The sequence below is a fragment of the Yoonia ponticola genome, from assembly GCF_014199395.1.
In the GTDB taxonomy this organism is placed as follows: domain Bacteria; phylum Pseudomonadota; class Alphaproteobacteria; order Rhodobacterales; family Rhodobacteraceae; genus Yoonia; species Yoonia ponticola.
This window is the reverse complement of record NZ_JACIJM010000002.1, coordinates 134,534-155,558: the sequence shown is the minus strand read 5'-3', so window position 1 is coordinate 155,558 and position 21,025 is coordinate 134,534. Positions and strand designations below refer to the sequence as shown.

Sequence of the window (21,025 nt, the reverse complement as noted above, 5' to 3'; positions counted from 1 at the left end):
AATAACGACGCCAAAATGGCGCGCATATTTGAACAAGGAGAGAGATATGAAAAAGGTAATGATGACCGCTGCAATCACGGCAGCACTGGGCGGCACAACCGCCATGGCAGACGAAGCCAACGAAGTGACGTTGCAATTGCAATGGGTCACACAAGCGCAATTCGCGGGTTATTACGTGGCGCTAGACAAAGGGTTTTACGAGGCCGAGGGTCTTGATGTGACCGTCTTGGCTGGTGGCCCCGACATTGCACCACCGCAGGTTTTGGCGGGCGGCGGCGCTGACGCGATGCTGAACTGGATGCCATCCGCATTGGCCGCCCGTGAAAAAGGTTTGCCAGTTGTAAACATCGCGCAGCCTTACAAAACATCGGGCCTGATGCTGACCTGCTGGAAAGACACTGGCATCACATCCGTTGAAGATTTCAAAGGCAGAACCATCGGCGTTTGGTTCTTTGGCAACGAATATCCGTTCCTGTCATGGATGTCGCAAGAAGGCATCTCGACCGACGGTGGTGAAGACGGCGTGACGGTTCTGAAACAAGGTTTCAACGTCGATCCGCTGTTGAACCGCGAGGCGGATTGCATCTCGACGATGACCTACAACGAATACGGTCAGGTGCTGGATGCGGGCGTAAACCCTGAGGAATTGATCACGTTCAAATACGAAGAGCAGGGCGTTGCCACGCTAGAAGACGGCATCTACGTGCTGGAAGATAACCTTGATGATCCAGTGTTCGTCGACAAAATGGTGCGCTTTGTGCGGGCATCCATGGAGGGCTGGAAATACGCTGAAGCCAATCCAGAAGAAGCGGCAAACATCGTTTTGGATAACGACGAAACTGGTGCGCAAAACGAGGCCGCGCAGGTGCGGATGATGACCGAAGTTGGCAAGCTAACAGCCGGATCGAACGGTGCGTTGGACGTTGCAGACTACGAGCGGACAGTGGCGACACTGTTGGCTGGCGGTTCTGATCCTGTGATTTCGATGGAACCAGAGGGTGCATGGACACATGCCATCACGGATGCTGCATTGAACTAAACCGTTAATCGTTGCGATGATGCGCCTCGGCCTTCGGGCCGGGGCGTTTTTTGTTGGGACGGATGCCTCCGGCGGGGATTTAAAGAAAGTCAAAGAAGCGAGGCCGCGCATTTCTACTGGCAAGCGGTGTGGGTTTAGTCATATCGACAAGCAAAGGAGAGATCACATGGCATATCTTTTGGGCGTTGATACCGGCGGCACATATACTGATGCGGTGATCTTGGACGAGGCGACGGATCAGATCGTGGCCTCTGCAAAATCGCTGACAACGCGCCCGGATCTATCGCAAGGTGTTGGTGCTGCGATGGATACTGTTTTGTCGGGCGTCGATCCGGCGGATGTGGCGCTGGTTTCGCTATCAACGACCTTGGCGACAAATGCACTGGTCGAAGGTCAAGGCGGGCGCGTTGCATTGATCTTGATCGGGTTCGAGGCGGCGGAATTGGAACGCGCTGGCCTTAAGGATGCGTTGCGCGGTGATCCTGTTGTGTTCCTGCAAGGTGGGCATTCTCATGCTGGTGCCGAGCTGCAAGCGCTTGATTTAACAGCATTAAAGGCCGCGATGCCAACTGGGGTCACTGGCTATGCGGTTGCAGGTAGTTTCGCGACGCGCAATCCGGCCCATGAAATCGAAGTGCGCGATCATATTCGCGCTGTGACGGACCTGCCCGTAACATGTTCACATGAATTATCTTCGGCGTTAGGTGGCCCAAAACGCGCTTTGACCGCGCTGTTGAACGCGCGTCTCATCGGGATGATTGATGCGCTGATCACCGCGTGTGAAACGCATATGGCGGATAAAGGGATCAACGCGCGGCTGATGGTTGTACGCGGTGACGGGGCGTTGGTGTCCGCCGCTGTTGCCCGCGAAAAACCGATTGAAACGATTCTTAGTGGGCCTGCCGCGTCAATTGCTGGTGCAGCATGGTTAACAGGCGAGCAGAACGCGCTGGTCAGCGACATTGGTGGTACGACGACGGATGTTTGCCTTTTGCGCGACGGTCGCCCGCAGATTGATCCGCAGGGTGCGCGTGTCGGCCCCTATCGCACGATGGTCGAAGCGGTGGCAATGCGAACGACCGGACTTGGCGGCGATAGCGAAGTGCATGTTATTGAAGGGTTAAAGGCCGGGCTGCGCCTCGGGCCGCGACGCTTGATGCCGATTGCATTGGCCGCGCACCATTACCCCGACGTCGTGCATCTGGCATTGGACCAAGCGTTGGGCCTGCCGTCCCCCGCAATTGACGGCGGTCAGATCGTGATCCCGCTTTGGTCTGCATTCCCGCAGGGGCTCGACCCACGAGAAACCGGTGTCGCCGAGCGATTGCAAGACGGTCCTGTGCGCTACGGTCAGGCGGTCACGACGCGGATGGAGGGCCCTGCGCTAGGCCGATTAGTCACGCGTGGGCTGGCAATGCTCGCAGGCGTCACGCCATCCGATGCGGCGCATGTTTTAGGTAAGGCTGACACATGGGATACGGACGCCGCTGAAAAGGCGTTAACCCTGTTTGCCCGAAAACGCAGCGGCAGCGGCGACCGCCTTGCGCCTGACGCAAAGCACCTTGCGCAAATGATTATCGACCAACTCACGGCACAGACCGTGGATTGTCTGCTTGATGCGGCCTTTGCCGAAGACGGTCGCGACTGGGATGTGGAGCGGACAGCGCTTAGCAATCATCCGTTAACCAAAGCGGGTCTAGATCAACATCGTGGCGTGATTGAAACGTCTCTCAAGCTGGGCGTTCCAGTCATCGGGCTGGGCGCGTCGGCGGCATCGTACTATGGCGCGGTTGGTAAGCGATTGAATACGCGTATGGTGTTGCCAGAATATGCGGGTGTCGCAAACGCAATTGGCGCGGTCGTCGGGCAGGTCGCGATGCACGAAGTCGGTCAAGTCACCAGCAACGGTCCAGGCCATTTCGCAGCATTGGGCACCGGATACACCGACAAAAACACAGCCCTCGCCGCGCTTGAAACACAGCTTTCGCAAACTGCCAGCACCAAAGCCCGCGCCGCTGGTGTCGAAGATATCCGCCTGACAATCGACCGTAACATCAAAGAGGTCACTATCGAAAATCAACCCATGTTTATCGAGGCCACAATCAAGGTCACAGCCCACGGGCGGCCTCGAATTGCGGTTACGTAGTCTCACAATATCGTCACCGCCGTTGCGCGAACTGAGGCGATAGGTCAAAACAATACAATGTTTGACAGTCGCCTTCGCACCTATATCGATCCACCTCTGAACGCCTCGGGCCGGACCCTTGCGCGGCGCGGTGTCACGGCCAATGCCACGACATTGGTTGGGCTTGTGATCGGTATCATCGCGGCGCTGATGATTGCATTCGGGTGTCCGATGTTGGCGTTGATCCCGCTTTTGCTAAGCCGCCTTGCGGATGGACTGGACGGCGCTGTCGCACGGGCAACGCAGAAAACAGACTTCGGCGGATACCTTGATATTGCAGCAGATTTTCTGTTCTACGGCATGATACCGCTGGCATTTGTAGTCATGAACCCGGATTCGAACGGGATCGCCGGTGCGTTCTTGCTGACGTCGTTTTACTTCAACGGCACCTCGTTCCTTGGGTTTGCGATCTTGGCCGAAAAGCATAATATCGAAACCAGCAGTCAGGGCGAAAAGTCGATTTATTACTCTAATGGCATTCTCGAAGGTGCCGAAACCATCGCATTCTTTGTGCTGCTTTGCCTTGCGCCAGCATGGTTTGCACCGATGGCCTATGCCTTTGGGCTTGCTTGTTTTGCAACGGGTGCACTGCGTGTTTACGGTGCATATCGAACTTTTGCGCCAAAAATGAACCAATTAGGCGAGTAAAGTTGAAATACTTGCATGCTTCCAATCTTAGTCGTCGCCGATAATTAACCCCAAATGATCGGCCAAATAGATACGCAACCACGGCGTATATAGGTCGGGGTGCCTTTCAACATCGACGGCAAGTTCATCAACATCAATCCAGCGGGTTGCCATCACCTCTTCAGCGTTCGGCGAAACTGTCATATTCGGCGCCGCTTCCGCTACAAAAACCGCAACAACCTCGTGCTCTATCAATCCACCGCCGACATCTGCCCGATATTCAATCGTATCGCGGTAAACCGGTGAAACCCCAACGATCCCTAACTCTTCTTTTAATCGTCGCTGCGCACAAACAGCGTCATCTTCATCCCATTCAGGATGCGTGCAGCAGGTGTTCGCCCAAAGCCCGGGCGTATGATATTTCCCTATCGCCCGTTGCTGGATCAGCACCTGACGCCCATCCATCACAAAGACGCTGACCGCCTTATGTTTCAATCCACGCACATGGGCATCCAGCTTTTCGACTGGAGTCAGTGTGCCATTTACCCAAGCAGGAATCATGATCGTCATGCGCGCACCATCGACAGTACTTCATAAGGGGTTGCCAAGGTCTTAACTTTCAACGTCATTCGGGATCTTTCCCGACATTTGGCAATATAGCACGCGAACGTCAACGCCACTGCCAGCGTAAATATCAACCAACGCGCGAGGGTCCTTGAAGGTCCAGTGGTTTCTGGACACATTGAGGTGTCACTGTGTTAGGTATTTGTATGTCCATCCCCCCGTCGTCTATGGCGATTTTCTTTCATTCCGATGCCATTGAAGGTGACGGAAAAGACCTTGTTGGGCGCAGATCGTCGGGGCAATCATTCCTGTGCGGTTATCTTAATCACACAGCAGGTGACAACGTTAACGTCCTGAGCCAAAGCAAACAGGACATCGAAACATTCAGGACGACGGCCAGTCATCTAGGCTGCGACAGGCCCATCGACGGCATCGCTTTGCGTAGCGTCGATGATTTCACGCGGTTCGGCAGCATCTTTTTTCCCGGTCCTGGCTATCTTGATGCGGCATGGCGGCGGCACCATTTTGACCCGACCGCCTGCTCGCTTGTCGGGATCACGCATACGGTGTCGACGCGACGCGTGATAGAAGGTCTGCTGAACCTAATGCTGGAACCGGTAGAGCCTTGGGACGCGATCATCTGCACATCGAACGCGGTGAAATCCGTTGTGAAAACGCAGATGGATCAACAGGTTGGCTACATCAAAGATCGGTTCGGCGCATCCCGCGTGCCAACCCCGCAATTGCCCGTTATCCCCCTTGGGATTAACGCGGATGATTTTACCCATAATGCTGCGGTGCGGGATGCGTTGCGGGCGAAATACGAGGCAGATGACGACACGATTGTCGTGATGTCGATGGGGCGGTTGACCGTTGCCGAAAAAGCAAACCCCGTCCCGTTATTCATCGCACTCGAAGAAATCGCACAGGCGACCGGAAAGAACATTCATTTCTGGATGGTCGGATGGGCCAGTCGCGACGAGGAACGTGATGTCCACACGGCAGGCGCAAAGGCGTTTTGCCCATCCGTGACCGTGCACATTATTGACGGGCGTGATGCGGATGTACGCCGTGATATCTGGTCAGGGGCGGATATTTTCACGCTTCCTGTTGATAACATTCAGGAAACATTTGGCCTCGTTCCGGTCGAAGCCATGGCTGCAGGTTTGCCCGTCGTGATGCCCGACTGGGACGGCTTGCGCGATACCGTGGTCCATGGCGAAACCGGATTTCTGATCCCGACGATGATGGCAGGTTCCAGTCACATTGGCCGCGATTTTGCGCGGCGACACGCCAACGGCATGGATGGATACCTGCAATATCTGATGATGATCGAGCAGCAAACCGTGATCGACATGCGGGCTTATATCGCGGCTTTGACTGACCTCGTCACAAACGCTGACCTGCGTAAACGCATGGGAGATGCCGGTGCACGCCACGTGCGAAACAACTTTGATTGGCAGGCAGTTATTCCGCAGTATCAACAGCTTGCGGATGAATTGGCGGCGATGCGTCAGAATGCAAGTCCGACAACGCCTCGCATGACAGGGCACGCGGTTAATCCAATCGAAATCGACCCGTTTCATCTGTACCGCGCTTATCCAACGCAATCGGCCCCGTCGCAAATGATCGTGTCGCATCGCAAAGACCTCACTGCAGACGGGCTAAAGACGCTCGATGCGGTGAACGGGCGCGACCTATATAAACGTCGCTTGTTACCGGACGCGAAAACCTTGCAAGTCGCCGAAACTGTAGCGAAACTTAACCAAACAGACGCGGCGCAGATCGCGGAAATACTCGGCTTTTCGCGCGCGGCGACGATCGGGACACTTTTATTCTTGGCGAAATACGATTTCATTACCATTCACGGGTTAGAACAAAGTAACGCCTAGTTTCCGCCTTACGCACGTTCTAAGTCGTATATTGGCATTTGAGAGCAGTAAAAAGGACAGCATATGCAGTTGTCAGTGAGTTTTGAAAATACCCGTGGATCTGATGCAAAGTCTGGTCCCGTTCAGGTCGGCTGGTTTTTAACGACCCAAAAAGGCGGCATCATTTACGATGCCCCGATGCGCGTGCGGTCAGCTGACATGAATAAAAAACACGCTAAATCCGCGTCCCGTTGCCCTGCTGTGATCAATCTCGAAAGCCGCTATTTCGCTGTTAAATGCCCGTTTGATATCAACATCGGCTTTGCACGCGACAAAGACGGCAAGCCCGTGCTGCGCAATCTTGCTGGCGAAACAAGCGCGATCAGGGCCAACAAGTTGGGCCAGAAACTGCACATCACCAGCGAGGCTGAATGGCGCTATCCCAATGTGCCATCGATCCAGCTGGAACTGCCTTACGTCTTTATCGCGGACGAACCGGTCTACATGTCGCAGGTCGCGCCCTTCATGCACTACGCCAAGGACCCGCTACCGGGCACGATCTTTGGCGGACGCTTCCCGATCAACGTCTGGCCGCGCCCGCTGATGTGGGCTTTTGAATGGCATGACATCACCAAGCCGATCAAAATCAGCCGCGGCGATCCATTGTTTTACGCAACCTTCGAAACACTGCCGCAAGACCGCAGCGTCGTCATGTCAGAGGTCGAAGTCACCAAAGATTTGACCGATTACATGGACCTGATTTCCGGCGCAGTGAACTACGTTAACCAGACGTTTTCCTTGTTCGAAGCGGCAGAGGCGCGGCGGCCCGAAACGCTTGTAAAGCCAATCAATCGTAAATCGGGCGGCTGATCCGCGATGGCTATCCCAAGGGTGACACAAGAACAGGCGGTGCTGCGCCGCGCTGCGCACAAGGCGCACGTCGATAACGCACCGGAGGCATTGCAGGCCTATGCGACCTATCTGGCGCAGGTTCCGAACGATGCTGCGATCTGGTCAAACTTGGGCGCATTGCACCGCAAGCAAGGACGTTATTTACAGGCGTTACGGGCGCAAGAACGGGCGCAACGCATCGCGCCCGATGATGTTGGGCTACGGAACAATTATGCGAATATCCTCAGTGACTTGGGGCATTACAAAGCCTCGATTGCGGCACGGCGATGGATACTCGAACACAACCCCGATGATGTGACGCAAAAGTCGATGATTGCACGCTGTTTGCGCGGGCAGGGGCATTATCTCGGGGCGATAGAATACCTCGAAACGGTCATTCCAGATCATCCCGAAGATACAGAATTGCAGATGCAGCTCGCCTTCGCTCAGCTGGGTGCAGGGCAGTATAATCAGGCGTTTCAGACGTACCGCGTGCGGTGGGATACCGAAGAATTAAAACGCCACGATCAACCGTTCCCTGAATGGGACGGGCAATCGCTTGCGGGCAAAACCATCCTTGTTCTGCCAGAGCAAGGGTTCGGCGACGCGATCCTGTTCATGCGCTTTTTACCAGCTCTCAAGGCTTTGGGGGCAACCGTTTGGGTGCTGACAGAAAAACCGGTTTACCCGTTGTTTTCAAAGTTAGAAGGCGCCGATTGGGTTGGCACAAGTCTGGGCAAAGACGCACCTGTCGATTGCTGGATCAACATGATGGACATGGCCGCGATCCACTTTGCGCAGACCGACAAAATCCCAGCGCCGACGAAACTGCAAATCCCTGCCATTGCACACGACCGTGCCGCCGCGATCGTTGCTCCTTATCAAGACGCCTTCAAGGTCGGCGTCATTTGGTCCGGCTCTGTCACTTACAAGGGCAACGGGTTCCGGTCCTTTTCGCACACGGACTTCCTACCGCTGGCGGATATCGCAGGTGTGCAGCTGTTTTCGCTCTACAAAGGTCCGGCATTGGCGGCGTATGAAGCTGACGGTAGCGATGCTTTCATCATCAATGCAGCCGCGTCTGAGCGAAATTTTGGCGATAACGCCGCAATGATGGAACAAATGGACCTCGTCATTAGTTCGGATACGGCAACGGCGCATCTGGCGGGCAGCCTCGGTGTGCCAACTTGGACGATCCTGCACTGGGACCCGTTTTGGGTCTGGCGACACGCTGGTGACACGACTGATTGGTATCCGAATATGCGCCTTTTCCGGCAAACTAGCGCCCTCGCGTGGACCGATGTACTAACAGAGGTCGGCACCGCCCTGCGTGCAAAAATTGGAGACCGAGCATGACCGAGATTCTTGTACCCATCGCCGCGGGCGAACTGATCGACAAATTGACCATTCTTCAGATCAAAAGCGAACGGATCAAGGACGCGACGAAACTGGCAAATGTCCGGCATGAGCTAGAGGTGCTGCAAGGCGTCGCGGATGCCGCGTTGCCGCAATCGCAATCTCTGCACCAGCTTCAGACGAAACTATATAGTATTAACGCTGACCTCTGGGTCATCGAAGACGACATTCGTGCATTTGAAGGACGCGGCGACTTTGGCGTCGGTTTTGTGGCGTTGGCGCGTGCGGTCTACGTGACCAACGACGAACGCGCCGCGATCAAGAAAGAGATTAACCTTCTGTTAGGCTCTGCTATCGTCGAAGAGAAATCCTATTACTCATCATCGGAAACGGCATGATCTCTCAAAGGCGCTTGGACGAAATACGTCGTGAACTGACGAAAGCACAATCTGAAATTGGCCAAGCATTAAAGGGCGAGAAAAGCCGCAAACGCGCTGATCTTAACCGTAAAGTCCACGAAATCCGGCAAATGTTATCACCCCGCTACGCATTCATGTCGCAAGCAGGCCAAGATGTCGTCGTCGACCGTATTCTCAAACAAAAGACGGGCGGGACGTTCATCGACGTCGGCGGTTACGACGGCGTGACCGGCTCAAACACGATCTTTTTCGAGAAATGGCGCGGCTGGACGGGCGTTCTGGTTGAACCCGTCGCTGCGAATCTGACGCGCGCCAAAGCAGCCCGTAGTTGTCCTTGTCTCGGCTATGCGGTGGCAGATCAGGAAGGAACGGCCGACTTTATCACCGTTACCGAAGGTTTTACTCAAATGAGCGGTTTATCGAATAGTTATGATGACGCCATGCTCAAACGTGTCCGCGAGAACCCGCGCCACAAAGAGACCACAATCAAAGTCCCTACAAAGCCGCTCGCGGCGATCCTTAACGAGGCGAAAATCCAGCATCCCGACTTCATTTCTCTCGATATCGAAGGGGGCGAATTGGCCGCGTTACAAGGCTTTCCCTTCGCAGATCATCGCGTCGGGGTCTGGTCGATCGAGAACAACATCGGGAACCGCGATATTCTCGATCTGATGCACGAACACAATTACGACTTAATCGACTTCTGCGGTCCTGACGAAATTTATGCGCTCCGCAAGAGCCAATAAATCTCATAAAAGTCAGTATTTAAGACCCTCTTTACGTCCATCCCTCTACTTGGCTTCACGCCACTCAAAGGATGGACAACATGAGCGCAGCTGCTGGCAATACTCGGCCAATCATTATCAAGAAGAAAAAAGTCATCCAAGGTGGCGGTCATCATGGTGGCGCGTGGAAGGTCGCCTATGCGGACTTCGTAACCGCGATGATGGCATTTTTCATGTTGATGTGGTTGCTCAATGCGTCAACCGATCAGCAAAAGGCGGGGCTCGCCGACTACTTTGCGCCAACGGTCACGATCAACCGTTCGTCTGGCGGCGGCGAAGGCATGTTTGGCGGCGACAGCACCAGCGCGGAATCGCGCCTATCGCAAGACGGTGAAGGCGCGAGTATGCGGCACTCTGGCGAGCAGATAAATTCCGCCGAAGACCCGAACGAGGCCCAAGCTGGCGGCGAAGAAGAATCACGTGTCAAAGCGCTCGAAAACCTCGAAGAAATCCTGATCGGGCGCGGTGGCGAAAGCGCGATCGCTGAAAAAGCACTGCGGCATATCGTGACCCGGCAGACGGACGAAGGGCTCGTAATCGAATTCTATGACCTGCCGGATGCGTCCCTGTTCGAACCCGGAACCGACGTCCCGATGCCCGTCGCTTATGACATCGCGGAAATCTTGGCAGACATTATCCCCATCGTCGATAATCCGCTCGCCATTCAAGGTCATGTTCGCACGCAACCCATTGTTGTCAGGGAAAACTCTGTGTGGGCGTTGTCCACCTCACGTGCTGCAAAAATGCGCGAACTACTTGAGGCTGATGGGTACGATCCGCAGAAAATCATGCGGACAACTGGCGAGGCCGACCGCGATCCCGTCACCGAAGACACTACTGACGTGCGCAACAATCGGATCGAAGTCATCGTGCTGCGAAGCGATATCTAAAATTGGCGATGTTAGGGGGGCGTTAAGAGGAAACAGATATGGCTGTGGAAAGCAGTCATTCCTGAAGCAGAAAGGCCCCGATATGACGATCTCCTCTTCCCTCAACGCAGGTGTTGCCGGTTTAGCCGCCAACGCCAACAGACTTGCGACGATCTCAGACAACATCGCGAACTCGTCAACATACGGGTACAAACGTGCAGTGACCGATTTTCAGTCACTGGTGATCGACAATAGCAGCAGTAAATACACCGCTGGCGGGGTCAGTACGACAACCACGCGGTTGATTGACGAAAGCGGGCCGCTTGTCGGAACATCAAACTCAACCGACTTAGCCGTGCGTGGCCGCGGGATGTTGCCTGTGACAACTTCAGCATCTATCGGCGTTGGCAATGGAAATAACCCTCTCCTTTTGACGACAACCGGATCATTTAGACCTGACGAAGACGGCTATTTACGCACGCCAGCAGGGCTGGTCTTGCTTGGATGGCCCGCGAACGCGGATGGCACTATCCCAGCGAACCCGCGTGATTCTGTTGTCGGCCTTGAACCGATCAAGATCAACACGAACCAATTCGCCGGTCAGCCGACGACCAAAATCGACCTTGGCGTGAACCTACCTGCAACGTCGACCGAAGCAGGGTCATTGACCGGCGATGAGACGTTATCGATTGAATATTTTGATAACCTTGGAAAATCTGCCGACCTGCGCATGACGTTTACGCCGGTGGTCCCTGCAACCGGTTCGGCTAACGAATGGCAATTGCAGGTTTTTGACTCGGCATCTGGCGGTGCGCTTGTTGGCGATTACCAACTTGTGTTTGATCCTTCGCGGGCAGGCGGCGGCAAGCTTCTTAGTGTTGCGGATAACTTCGGTGTCGGCCTGCCGACCGATTATGATCCCGCCACGGGATCAATGACACTAACGGTAGACGGTGGGCCGCTTGAACTGGCAATCGGGACGCTTGGTAGTGCGACTGGCTTGACGCAGTTGGGGGAAAGCTTCGCACCAACGTCGATTTCCAAGAATGGCTCAGCGGTTGGCAGCCTGACCGAAATTAATGTGGACGAAAACGGCTTTGTGCGAGCGTCCTTTGACAGCGGAATCAATGTCGTATTGTATCAAGTGCCACTTGTAGACGTCTCAAACGTGAATGGCCTCGAAGCGCTTGATCAGCAAAGCTACCGCGTTTCAACGGATAGCGGTTCATTTTTCCTTTGGGATGCAGGCGACGGTCCAACGGGCGACATCGTGAGTTTTGCACGTGAGGAATCTGCCACTGATGTTGCCAACGAACTGACAAGTTTGATCCAAACGCAACGCGCATATTCATCCAACGCGAAGGTCATCCAGACCGTGGACGAGATGCTGCAAGAAACCACAAACATCAAACGCTAACCCTTATCTGAAAGGTAGAAGACATGGCTATTTCAAGTGCATTCAACATCGCATCGGGTGGTTTGACCGCAACGGCACGCATGGCAGAAGTCGTGTCTTCAAACCTGTCCAACGTTATGACAGATGGCTACGGAGTCCGAGAGATCAATCTTTCGTCGGGCCTTCTTGGCGGGGTCAAAATAGATGGAATTTCGCGCATCGTCGACCAAAGCACCTTGCGCGAACGCAGAAACGCCGAGGCCGATGTCGGCGCGCAGCAGCGCGGCGCGACGGCTTTATCTCAACTGGAACAAGCGTTCGGAACTGTCGGCGACGAGAGTGGCGTCGTCGGCAGGCTCGCAGCCTTGGAACAATCGTTGATCAGTGCAAGTAGCAATCCGTCGTCTGAGCAGCGCCTCGAAACTGTACTGTCGCGACTTCAAGACGTGGCGACTGCAATGCGTTCAGACGCTGACGCGATCCAATCACAACGGCTTATGGCTGATCAGGCCATTGCGTCAGACGTCGACACGTTGAACACGACACTCCAGCAAATCGAAAAGCTGAATGCGGACGTTTTGCGTCTGGTGGGGGCGGGTAACGACCCATCGTCAGCCATTGACGCACGTCAAAATGCGATCGACAAACTGACCTCAATCGTAGCCCTAACTGAAATCGACCGCGGCAATGGGCAGGTCGCTCTCTACACGAAAAACGGGATCGCCTTGATCGATGGATCGCCCGCAACCTTCGGCTTTGCTCCTGTCGGAACCATTGTCGCTGACATGATATTGGCGTCCGGTGGCCTATCAGGGGTCACATTGAACGGTGCTCCACTTGATCTAGGGGATGGCTACGGGCGCATGAAGGGCGGCTCACTCGAAGCGGCTTTTGTCCTGCGCGATGAGACTCTTGTCGAGCTTCAAACGAACCTCGATGAAATTGCAGCGGACCTCATGCAGCGATTTGAATCGTCCACGACGGACCCAACGCTCACCGCAGGCGACCCAGGCCTGTTCACGGATCGTGGGGCCGCATTCGATCCGCTGAACATTACGGGCCTCTCATCGCGCCTGACTGTGCAGGCGTCTGTCGCCCCAAGTCAGGGCGGCGCATTGTCGCGACTGCGCGATGGCGTGAACGCAATAACTACAGGTCCAGTTGGCGAGACCGCGCAAATTGAGCGATGGCTGAATGCCCTGAACGATCCCGTCGCTCTGCCAAGTGGCGGCACCGCAAAAAGCGGAATCGGTCACGCGAGTGAGCAAATAAATATTATCGGTCGCTTGCGGTTAGATGCAGAAGAAAGGCTTGGCTTTGAAACCGCACGGTTCGATAGCTTGAAATCAGCAGAACTTGCTGGCGGCGTCGACAGTGATCAAGAACTGCAGCGTCTGTTGCAAATCGAACAATCCTACGCAGCAAATGCACGCGTCTTACAAACACTCGATGCGATGATGTCGCGCCTGTTGGAGATTTGAATATGAATTTCTCTTCTCTCGGCGACAGCGTACGGCAGTTTCAACTGAACCGCCAAAACGTTGCATTAAAAACAACACTTAATACGCTTGTGACAGAATTAAGCAGCGGCGAAAAAACCGATAAGGTCAAAGCAACTGGCGGCGATACAGCGCGCTTTAGCTTTATTGATAACCGCCTGAAAATTCTAGAATCGCTGTCCTTTGTGGCGAAAGAAACGCAACTCACGCTTTCAACCATGCAAACAGCATTAACTAATTTCGATGCACAACGGGGCGCACTGGCTGAACAGCTCATACCGATCAACGCCGAAAGTCCCGATTTTCAAGTGCAACAGGCTGGAGATGACGCTCGCGCGAGGCTGGACGGCCTAATCAGCACACTCAACACGCGACTGGGTGATGAAAGCCTGTTTTCTGGCACTGCTGTCGACCAGACGCCCGTCATTTCAGCGGACGCTATGTTGGCTGATATTGCTGCACAAATCGGGGGGGCCACTGACAAAGCGACAATAATTGCAACTGTCGAAACTTGGTTCGAGGACCCTGCAGGCGGCTACGCGATGCTAGGATATACTGGCGACACTGGCGACCACGCTGAACGCCGCTTGGATGCGGGGATAAAAATTTCGCTTGATGCGCGTGCCGATGATCCTGGCATTCGCGCCGTTTTAAAGGGGGCAGTCGTCGCGGCGCTTTCGCAAAACTTGACTGGATTAGACAAGGGTACACAGACCGATTTACTCTTCGAAGGCGGCATCATGCTACAAGCAGCGGCGACTGACGTGACGCAGATTCAGGCACGGGTCGGCACCGCCGAAAGCGAAACAGAGCGGTTCGCGGTTTCACAAAGCGCTGAGGCTTCAGCGTTAAGCATGGCTCGGAACCTGATAATTCAAGCGGATCCGTTTGAAACTGCTTCAGAACTTCAAGCCGTGCAATTGCAGCTCGAAACTCATTACACTTTGACAGCCCGACTTTCTCAACTGAGTCTTGTGGGGTATTTGCGTTGAATACAATAAAACAGCTTTTAGCTTGCGTTTTATGTTGCCTCATTCCAGCTGTAGTCTTCGCAACACCTATTCGGTTGAAGGATCTCGTGGAATTTGATGGCGTGAGGTCAAACGACCTTTTGGGCTACGGTTTAGTTGTCGGACTAAATGCTACCGGCGACGGATTGCGAAATGCACCATTTACCGAGGATATTATGACAAATATTCTCGAACGTTTAGGCGTGAATGTCACTGGCGAAGAGTTTCGCCCCAAGAATGTCGCAGCCGTTCTGGTAACCGCGAGTCTGCCACCTTTTGCGCGCGCGGGTAGTCCCATGGACGTGACCGTTTCCGCAATCGGCGATGCGACCAGCCTGCTGGGCGGGACATTGATTATGACGCCGCTCAATGCCGCCGACGGTGAGATTTATGCCGTAGCACAAGGAACGATCATCGCGGGTGGGGTAACGGCTGAAGGTCAAGGTGCTCGGGTCACTCAGGGGGTTCCAACTGCCGGTGTCGTGCCTTCGGGGGCGATAATTGAACGCGAAGTTGACTTTGATTTTGCGGGGTTAACGTCCCTTCGACTTGCGCTTCGCACACCGGATTTTACGACTGCGGCGCGGATCGAGCAGGCCATAAACGCGACGTTCGGTCGATCTGTTGCTTTGATGCTTGATGCGGGGACCGTTCAAATTGATATCGTCGGTACACAGGCGCGATCACCGGCACATGCCTTGGGTCAAATTGAAAACGTTTTGGTCGAACCAGAGCGCAGGGCTCGGGTCGTCGTGGACCAACGCTCGGGTACCATCGTGATGGGGGATGACGTTCGCATCAGCCGCGTGGCGGTCAGTCAAGGCGGATTGACCCTGCGCATTGAAGAGGCCCCTTTGATATCCCAACCAAACCCGTTTTCACCGGGTGAGACTGTTGTCGTGCCCAGAACAAACGCTGGGATCGAAGAGGAGCCGGGAATTGGGCTCGCGGAAATTCGCGAAGGCACGTCGCTAAGTGAAGTCGTCGCTGGCTTAAACGCACTTGGCGTTGCGCCACGTGATATGATCGATATTTTGAAAAGCATTAAAGCAAGTGGTGCGCTTCACGCCGAATTCATTGTTCGTTAACGCTGTGGGCGACGCTTCACGACGCGTTCGAAAACAATAGGGGCGATGGCGATCACGATCGTAATACGAAACAAGTGCATGACCGAGACGTAGGTTACGTCTTGGTTCATAGCTAACGTAAGAAGTGTCATTTCAGTTAACCCGCCAGGTGAGTACGCAAGAAAGGCTTGGCTCATACCCATGCCGGTCGTCCAAACGATCATTTCCGCAAAGACAATAGAGATCAATAGCATGCTGGTCGCAGAAACCACCGCGAGGGCTAAATCTTTTGCGACGGCGACGGGAGAAACGCCAACAAATCGTGATCCGATGACAGTACCAATGACGAGTTGTGCTACGATAATAAATACGGTGGGCGGTGCAATTGACACCCAGCCGATCAAATGCGCTGCGGCGCTGAGTAGCATCGGACCGAAAATTGGTGCAGCTGGAAAGTTCAATAATTGGCCCAGCCATGCCCCGACGATCATACAAAAACCAAATATTGCGTAGTCTAAGTAAGTTAACTCACTAATGCCAATCCAGCCAGCTGAACCGATGCTCGTGACCCCCAATGCAAGCCAGTAGAACAATACGACGAAAAAAATGACAATAAGAACGCGCGCTGCATGTGCCAATGCAATGCGTTTTTCATCACCGCCCGCAGCAGCACCCATCATGAGCATTTCGTTCAATCCACCGGGCATCGCGGAATAGAACGCAGTTACAGCGTCGTATTTACCGATGCGGCTGTAGACGAGAAAGGAAATACCAGTAGCTGCAACGAGAAAGATCGGAAGCAGGATCAGGGTCAGGACCCAGTCACCAAGTTGCGAAAATAACGCAACCGTAACCGAAGACCCCAACATGACACCGATAACGGGCATCACCAGCGGTCTCAACTTGTCCGGTCCTCTGACGGGAACACCGAGCAGCGCCGCGATGGTATTCCCGATCATCGGACCAAGCATCCAAGGCAGCGGCAACCCAGAAAGCTGGCCGAGCCCCCCGAAAACCAAACCGATTGTTAACGCAAGCACCACATATTTTTGTTCGGCCCACTGCATCGCGTTTTACAAACTACCCATATGTTTCTCGCCGCGCGCACGTGCCAAAGCGACCTGTTTTTGACGTTCCCGAAAGCGTATTTTGTCGTCTTCCGTTTTTTCATCCACACATTGGTGGCACGAAACACCTTCTTCAAACTCGGGGCGGTCACGATCTTCGGGCAGAATAGGACGTCGGCATGCGTAGCACAGCAGATGCGGACCCTCTGCGAGGCCATGACCAACGCTAACCCGCGCATCAAAAACAAAACACTCGCCATCCCAAGTGCTTTCTTCTTCTGGGACCTCTTCGAGATACTTTAAAATACCGCCTTTCAGGTGGTAAACGTCTTCAACGCCTTGGCCGATTAAATAGTTTGTCGACTTTTCGCAGCGAATGCCTCCGGTGCAAAACATCGCTATGCGTTTGTTATGAAACCTATCTTTGTTCGCTTCCCACCATGCGGGGAACTCACCAAAGCTTTTGGTCTCAGGGTCAATCGCGCCTTCGAACGTCCCAATACCCACTTCGTAATCGTTGCGGGTGTCGATCACGGCCACATCGGGTGACGTAATTAATGCGTTCCATTCGGCGGCATCAACATAATGACCAGTGCCCGCCAGCGGATCGACGTCAGGTTGGCCCATCGTCACGATCTCGCGTTTCAAGCGCACTTTCATGCGGTTGAAGGGCGGCGTGTCAGACAGGCTTTCCTTGTGTTCCAAATCCGAACAGCCCGGAAGCGCGCGCAAATGCGCAAGTACGGCGTCGATGCCGTTCCGGCTACCAGCAATTGTACCGTTCACACCCTCATGGGCAAGCAGCAAAGTCCCGCCAATCCCGTGATGACGGCACAATTCCAAAAGCGGTTCGCGCAATGCAGCAGGGTCAGCAAAGCGGGTGAAGTGATAAAGAGCAGCGACAATATACATGTCTTTGAATTACGCCTGTCATGCGAAATGGGCAAGCCCAGCCAATCGAAACCGCCAAATTCGTGAGGATGGTTAACGCCGTTTAGCGCCGCTGATCTGCGGCATGCGCGGCCATGGCAAGGCCACTTGCCACTGCTGTGAAGGCTTCGGAATCCACCAGTTTTGCATTCGGGAACAAGTTCCGCATTTCATCGCGAACGACATGCATCAAGCTAGAGCCACCAACAAAAACCACAGTGCCGATTTTGTCTGTCTCAATCCCCGCCCGATCAATCGTCTCTTTCGCGCATTGTCGGATAGTTGCGCCGTGATCGGACAGCGTGTCTTGCAGCATCGTCGGCGAAATGGGCGCACGTAGCTTTGGCTCCAACACCGAGAGATCAATCGCGGCGTCTGGCGCATCGGGTTTGTTTACCATGATCTTGCCACGCTCAACCGCAAAGGCGATGTCATGCCCCAACTCAAGATCAAGCGTGTCATACAGACGGTTAAAAAGCGCTTTATCGATACCTTGTTTCGAAAAAATAGTGGCCATCTTGCGGGTTTCAGCATTGTATTGAAACGGAATTTTCTCCCAACTCGCCAGATCATTAAAGATCGCATTGGGCGCGAGATAAGTGCCAGCCCCCATGTCATTGCGAATTTCAGCACCACGACCCAGCAACGGCATGACCCGTGCGAGGCTGATCGATTTATCAAAATCAGTACCGCCAAGGCGAACGCCATGTGATGCAATAATCTGCGTCGCAGCACCATCGCGGGTAAAGACCGAAAAATCCGAGGTGCCGCCGCCGATATCAACAATCAAACCGAGGCCCGTCATCGTGCCAGTCGCGAGCGCTGCGGCCTCAGGCTCAAACAAGAACTCGACGCTGTCGAAGCCGGCGATGCCATAAGCCTCGCGTAGATCGACCAATGCCTGTTCGTTTCGCGCGGGGTCCGAAGAGTGGAACAGCACCGGACGGCCAGACACGGCATGTTTTAACGTCAGACCCGTAGCAGCTTCGGCGCGTTCGCGGATTGTTTGCAAAAAACGCGCGACGACTTCGATTAAGGTTAACGTTTCATAGGCAACTTGCCGCCTTTCGCGCATCAATGGCGTGCCTAAAACCGACTTGAGCGCACGCATGAAACGCCCCTCGCGACCTTCGATCAACGCGGCATTCGCGGCGGATCCATAGGTCGTGACCTTGCGTTGCGTGTCGAAAAATACGGACGTGGGCAGCGTGGTTTTTCCGGCTTCGACTTCGATCAGATAGGGCCGATCGCCCGCCATAACGCCCGCAGCGGTGTTAGATGTTCCGAAATCAATGCCTAGCGTTTGCGGAAACATCACGTTCTCCAAATGTAAAAACGCGGCGATAGTTTAAACTGACCAGCCTGCCAAGCCCTGTCCCCACGTTAGAGTAAAATTCATCGGCAACAGTCGGCTGATGTGGGTGACTTCCGCCGAGAGATGGGGCAAATTCGCCGTGATTAACAAAGGATTCACCATGCAAGCCCTCATCGTAATCGACGTCCAAAATGACTTTTGCCCGGGTGGTGCCCTTGCCGTCACCGAAGGCGATTTGATCGTGCCGGGGATCAACGCGCTGATGACGGGTTTCGACGCGGTAATTCTAACGCAAGACTGGCACCCCGCCGGACATTCGTCGTTTGCATCGACGCACGACGCAGCACCCATGAGCATGATGGAAATGCCCTACGGCCCCCAAGTGTTGTGGCCTGACCATTGCATCCAAGGCACATCTGGTGCCGCCTTTCACAGTGACCTGAACACCGACGCGGCCGATATGATCATTCGCAAGGGGTATAACCCCGCGATCGACAGCTACTCTGCGTTCTTCGAAAACGATCACAAAACGCCGACAGGCCTGCATGGATATCTCCAAACGCGCGGCATCACCGACCTTGTGATGGTGGGTCTTGCCACAGATTTTTGTGTGAATTTTTCAGCGATTGACGCAGCGCAGCTCGGGTACAGGGTGGCCGTGAACACCACCCTCTGCCGTGCAATTGATTTTGACGGGTCGCTCGACGCGGCTAAGGCAGAGATGAAAAAAGCCGGTGTCACTCTGATGTGACTTGCCTTTGCGCCCCTGACTTGCGGTAGACTGAACCAACCGCACAGCCTGCCGGAGCACCCAAATGCGCGATCAGATCATTGCGAAATCCGCTGTCCCCACATGAACCGACGCGCGTTTGTTGGGGCGGGAGCCATTGTTGTAATCGCTGCAGGATTTGCCGTCGTCGGCGGCAAAAACACCTTCTATTCCGCCCTGACAGAAAGCTTCTCAGGCGGAATTCTGACCGCAACCGAAGCCCATGCAATGGCGGCTTCTGGCAAAATTACCCTGATCGATATACGCCGAGCAGACGAATGGGCCGCGACAGGTACTGGTGAGGGCGCGCACCGGATTGATCTGCGTGCCGATGACTTTTCAAAGCGCGTTCAACAGGCTGCAGATGGTGATCTGACCGCGCCCATCGCCTTGATTTGCGCACGCGGTGTGCGGTCTGCGCGCGTCGCTAATCAATTGATAACATACGGCTTCACCAACATTATCGACGTCCCCGAAGGGATGTTAGGCTCTGCCGCAGGGCCGGGCTGGATCGCGAGAGGACTACCACTTGTCAAAGATACCTAAAATCATCGCCACGCTCTGTGCGACACTCATCGGAACGGCTGCACAGGCCGGATGCGGACCCGATCCAGAGCCCTGCGAGGTCCCGCTTGGCACCTATCACATTGCACTACCCGACGGGGCGGACGGGGATATTCCGGCCTTAATGTTCCTGCATGGGGCAGGCGGTTCGGGCAACGGATCGACCCGTTCGGGCAGCATGGCAGACAACGCAAATGCACGCGGATACGCCGTCATCGGGCCGAACGGATTGGAACGCGAAAATGGCCGCTCGGGAACCAGTTGGTCGTTCCACCCTGACCGCCCGCAGCAACGCGACGAAATGGCGTTTTTCCGACAAATCGCCGATGACGTCGCCGCCCGTTTTGGCATCGACCGTGACAACATTATTCTTGGTGGGTTCTCGATTGGCGGATCAACCGCCAGCTACATCGCGTGCCAGGACCCCACAGCATTCGCGGCATATGCACCCGTCGGTGGCAGCTTTTGGCGACCGCACCCGACCGACTGCGCAGGTCCGGTTCGGCTGTTGCACACGCACGGCTGGAAAGACAAAACCGTCCCTCTCGAAGGGCGCCCATTAGGCGGCGGATCGATCCTGCAAGGCGATGTCTGGCACGCAATGGGCCTGTGGCGGGCCGAAAACGGATGCGACGGATTGCGGGCCGATAGCTTTGACACATCAGGTGATTTCTGGGTCCGGACATGGGAGGAATGCGATGCCGGAACCGCGCTTGAATTCGTCCTGCACCCCGGCGGACACGGAATCCCGCAGGGGTGGTCAACTTACATGTTTGACTGGTTTGAAGCGCTACCAGATTAA

The 21,025-nt window shown here is 54.7% G+C and carries 20 protein-coding genes; 16 read left to right on the top strand and 4 right to left on the bottom strand.

All coding sequences use genetic code 11. The features are described 5' to 3' along the window. Window positions 1-46 precede the first annotated feature (46 nt). The 3 genes from FHS72_RS03605 to FHS72_RS03595 all read left to right on the top strand — a co-directional run bounded on the left by FHS72_RS03605 (window position 47) and on the right by FHS72_RS03595 (window position 3,872). On the top strand, window positions 47-1,039 hold the full coding sequence (locus FHS72_RS03605) for an ABC transporter substrate-binding protein (protein ID WP_183525721.1): 993 nt from the start codon (window positions 47-49) through the stop codon (window positions 1,037-1,039). Between the two features lie 166 nt (window positions 1,040-1,205). Next, on the top strand, window positions 1,206-3,185 hold the full coding sequence (locus tag FHS72_RS03600; protein ID WP_183525718.1) for a hydantoinase/oxoprolinase N-terminal domain-containing protein: 1,980 nt from the start codon (window positions 1,206-1,208) through the stop codon (window positions 3,183-3,185). 57 nt (window positions 3,186-3,242) lie between these two features. Then, window positions 3,243-3,872 (top strand): CDP-alcohol phosphatidyltransferase family protein, encoded by a 630-nt coding sequence (locus FHS72_RS03595; protein WP_183525715.1) that lies wholly within the window; start codon window positions 3,243-3,245, stop codon window positions 3,870-3,872. Between the two features lie 27 nt (window positions 3,873-3,899). Here the strand turns inward: FHS72_RS03595 and idi are convergent, their stop codons facing one another. Continuing rightward, a complete protein-coding gene (gene idi / locus FHS72_RS03590; protein WP_183525712.1) occupies window positions 3,900-4,421 on the bottom strand; it encodes an isopentenyl-diphosphate delta-isomerase in 522 nt (173 codons plus the stop codon). Window positions 4,422-4,621: 200 nt separating this feature from the next. Here idi and FHS72_RS03585 point away from each other — a divergent pair, with 200 nt between their 5' ends. From FHS72_RS03585 to FHS72_RS03540, 10 genes are all read left to right on the top strand, one after another. Beyond that, a complete protein-coding gene (locus tag FHS72_RS03585) occupies window positions 4,622-6,307 on the top strand; it encodes a glycosyltransferase family 4 protein (protein WP_183525709.1) in 1,686 nt (561 codons plus the stop codon). Between the two features lie 63 nt (window positions 6,308-6,370). Then, the gene (locus FHS72_RS03580) at window positions 6,371-7,156 is read left to right on the top strand and encodes a hypothetical protein (RefSeq protein WP_183525706.1); all 786 of its coding nucleotides are present in this window, start codon (window positions 6,371-6,373) and stop codon (window positions 7,154-7,156) included. 6 nt (window positions 7,157-7,162) lie between these two features. Further along, a complete protein-coding gene (locus FHS72_RS03575; protein ID WP_183525703.1) occupies window positions 7,163-8,533 on the top strand; it encodes a tetratricopeptide repeat protein in 1,371 nt (456 codons plus the stop codon). Further along, window positions 8,530-8,931 (top strand): DUF6165 family protein, encoded by a 402-nt coding sequence (locus FHS72_RS03570; protein ID WP_183525700.1) that lies wholly within the window; start codon window positions 8,530-8,532, stop codon window positions 8,929-8,931. The genes FHS72_RS03575 and FHS72_RS03570 overlap by 4 nt, the downstream gene beginning before the upstream one ends. Further along, complete coding sequence (locus FHS72_RS03565) at window positions 8,928-9,698, top strand: FkbM family methyltransferase (protein WP_183525697.1); 771 nt, start codon at window positions 8,928-8,930, stop codon at window positions 9,696-9,698. The genes FHS72_RS03570 and FHS72_RS03565 overlap by 4 nt, the downstream gene beginning before the upstream one ends. A gap of 80 nt (window positions 9,699-9,778) precedes the next feature. Then, entirely contained in the window at window positions 9,779-10,627 is an 849-nt protein-coding gene (locus tag FHS72_RS03560; protein WP_183525694.1) for a flagellar motor protein MotB, read from the top strand. A gap of 82 nt (window positions 10,628-10,709) precedes the next feature. Continuing rightward, window positions 10,710-12,023, top strand: a complete 1,314-nt coding sequence (locus tag FHS72_RS03555; RefSeq protein ID WP_183525692.1) for a flagellar hook protein FlgE — start codon at window positions 10,710-10,712, stop codon at window positions 12,021-12,023. 23 nt (window positions 12,024-12,046) lie between these two features. Beyond that, window positions 12,047-13,483 carry a flagellar hook-associated protein FlgK gene (flgK, locus tag FHS72_RS03550; protein ID WP_183525688.1) on the top strand — a complete coding sequence of 479 codons (1,437 nt, stop codon included), beginning with the start codon at window positions 12,047-12,049 and terminating at the stop codon, window positions 13,481-13,483. Between the two features lie 2 nt (window positions 13,484-13,485). Beyond that, a complete protein-coding gene (locus FHS72_RS03545) occupies window positions 13,486-14,493 on the top strand; it encodes a flagellin (RefSeq protein ID WP_183525686.1) in 1,008 nt (335 codons plus the stop codon). Window positions 14,494-14,498: 5 nt separating this feature from the next. After that, the gene (locus FHS72_RS03540) at window positions 14,499-15,599 is read left to right on the top strand and encodes a flagellar basal body P-ring protein FlgI (protein WP_183526523.1); all 1,101 of its coding nucleotides are present in this window, start codon (window positions 14,499-14,501) and stop codon (window positions 15,597-15,599) included. Here FHS72_RS03540 and FHS72_RS03535 read toward each other — a convergent pair. From FHS72_RS03535 to FHS72_RS03525, 3 genes are all read right to left on the bottom strand, one after another. Further along, window positions 15,596-16,645, bottom strand: coding sequence for an AbrB family transcriptional regulator (locus FHS72_RS03535; RefSeq protein WP_183525683.1), 1,050 nt, complete (start codon window positions 16,643-16,645; stop codon window positions 15,596-15,598). The genes FHS72_RS03540 and FHS72_RS03535 overlap by 4 nt on opposite strands. A gap of 6 nt (window positions 16,646-16,651) precedes the next feature. After that, on the bottom strand, window positions 16,652-17,557 hold the full coding sequence (gene trhO / locus FHS72_RS03530) for an oxygen-dependent tRNA uridine(34) hydroxylase TrhO (protein ID WP_183525680.1): 906 nt from the start codon (window positions 17,555-17,557) through the stop codon (window positions 16,652-16,654). A gap of 82 nt (window positions 17,558-17,639) precedes the next feature. Next, a complete protein-coding gene (locus tag FHS72_RS03525) occupies window positions 17,640-18,890 on the bottom strand; it encodes an Hsp70 family protein (RefSeq protein ID WP_183525678.1) in 1,251 nt (416 codons plus the stop codon). A 160-nt stretch (window positions 18,891-19,050) separates the two neighbouring features. Between FHS72_RS03525 and pncA the strand changes: the two genes are divergently transcribed. The 3 genes from pncA (at window position 19,051) to FHS72_RS03510 (ending at window position 21,025) form a co-directional block, all read left to right on the top strand. Next, entirely contained in the window at window positions 19,051-19,641 is a 591-nt protein-coding gene (gene pncA, locus FHS72_RS03520; protein ID WP_183525675.1) for a bifunctional nicotinamidase/pyrazinamidase, read from the top strand. 102 nt (window positions 19,642-19,743) lie between these two features. Beyond that, on the top strand, window positions 19,744-20,205 hold the full coding sequence (locus FHS72_RS03515) for a rhodanese-like domain-containing protein (RefSeq protein ID WP_183525672.1): 462 nt from the start codon (window positions 19,744-19,746) through the stop codon (window positions 20,203-20,205). Continuing rightward, window positions 20,189-21,025, top strand: coding sequence for a CE1 family esterase (locus FHS72_RS03510; RefSeq protein ID WP_221235339.1), 837 nt, complete (start codon window positions 20,189-20,191; stop codon window positions 21,023-21,025). Before FHS72_RS03515 ends, FHS72_RS03510 begins: the two co-directional genes overlap by 17 nt.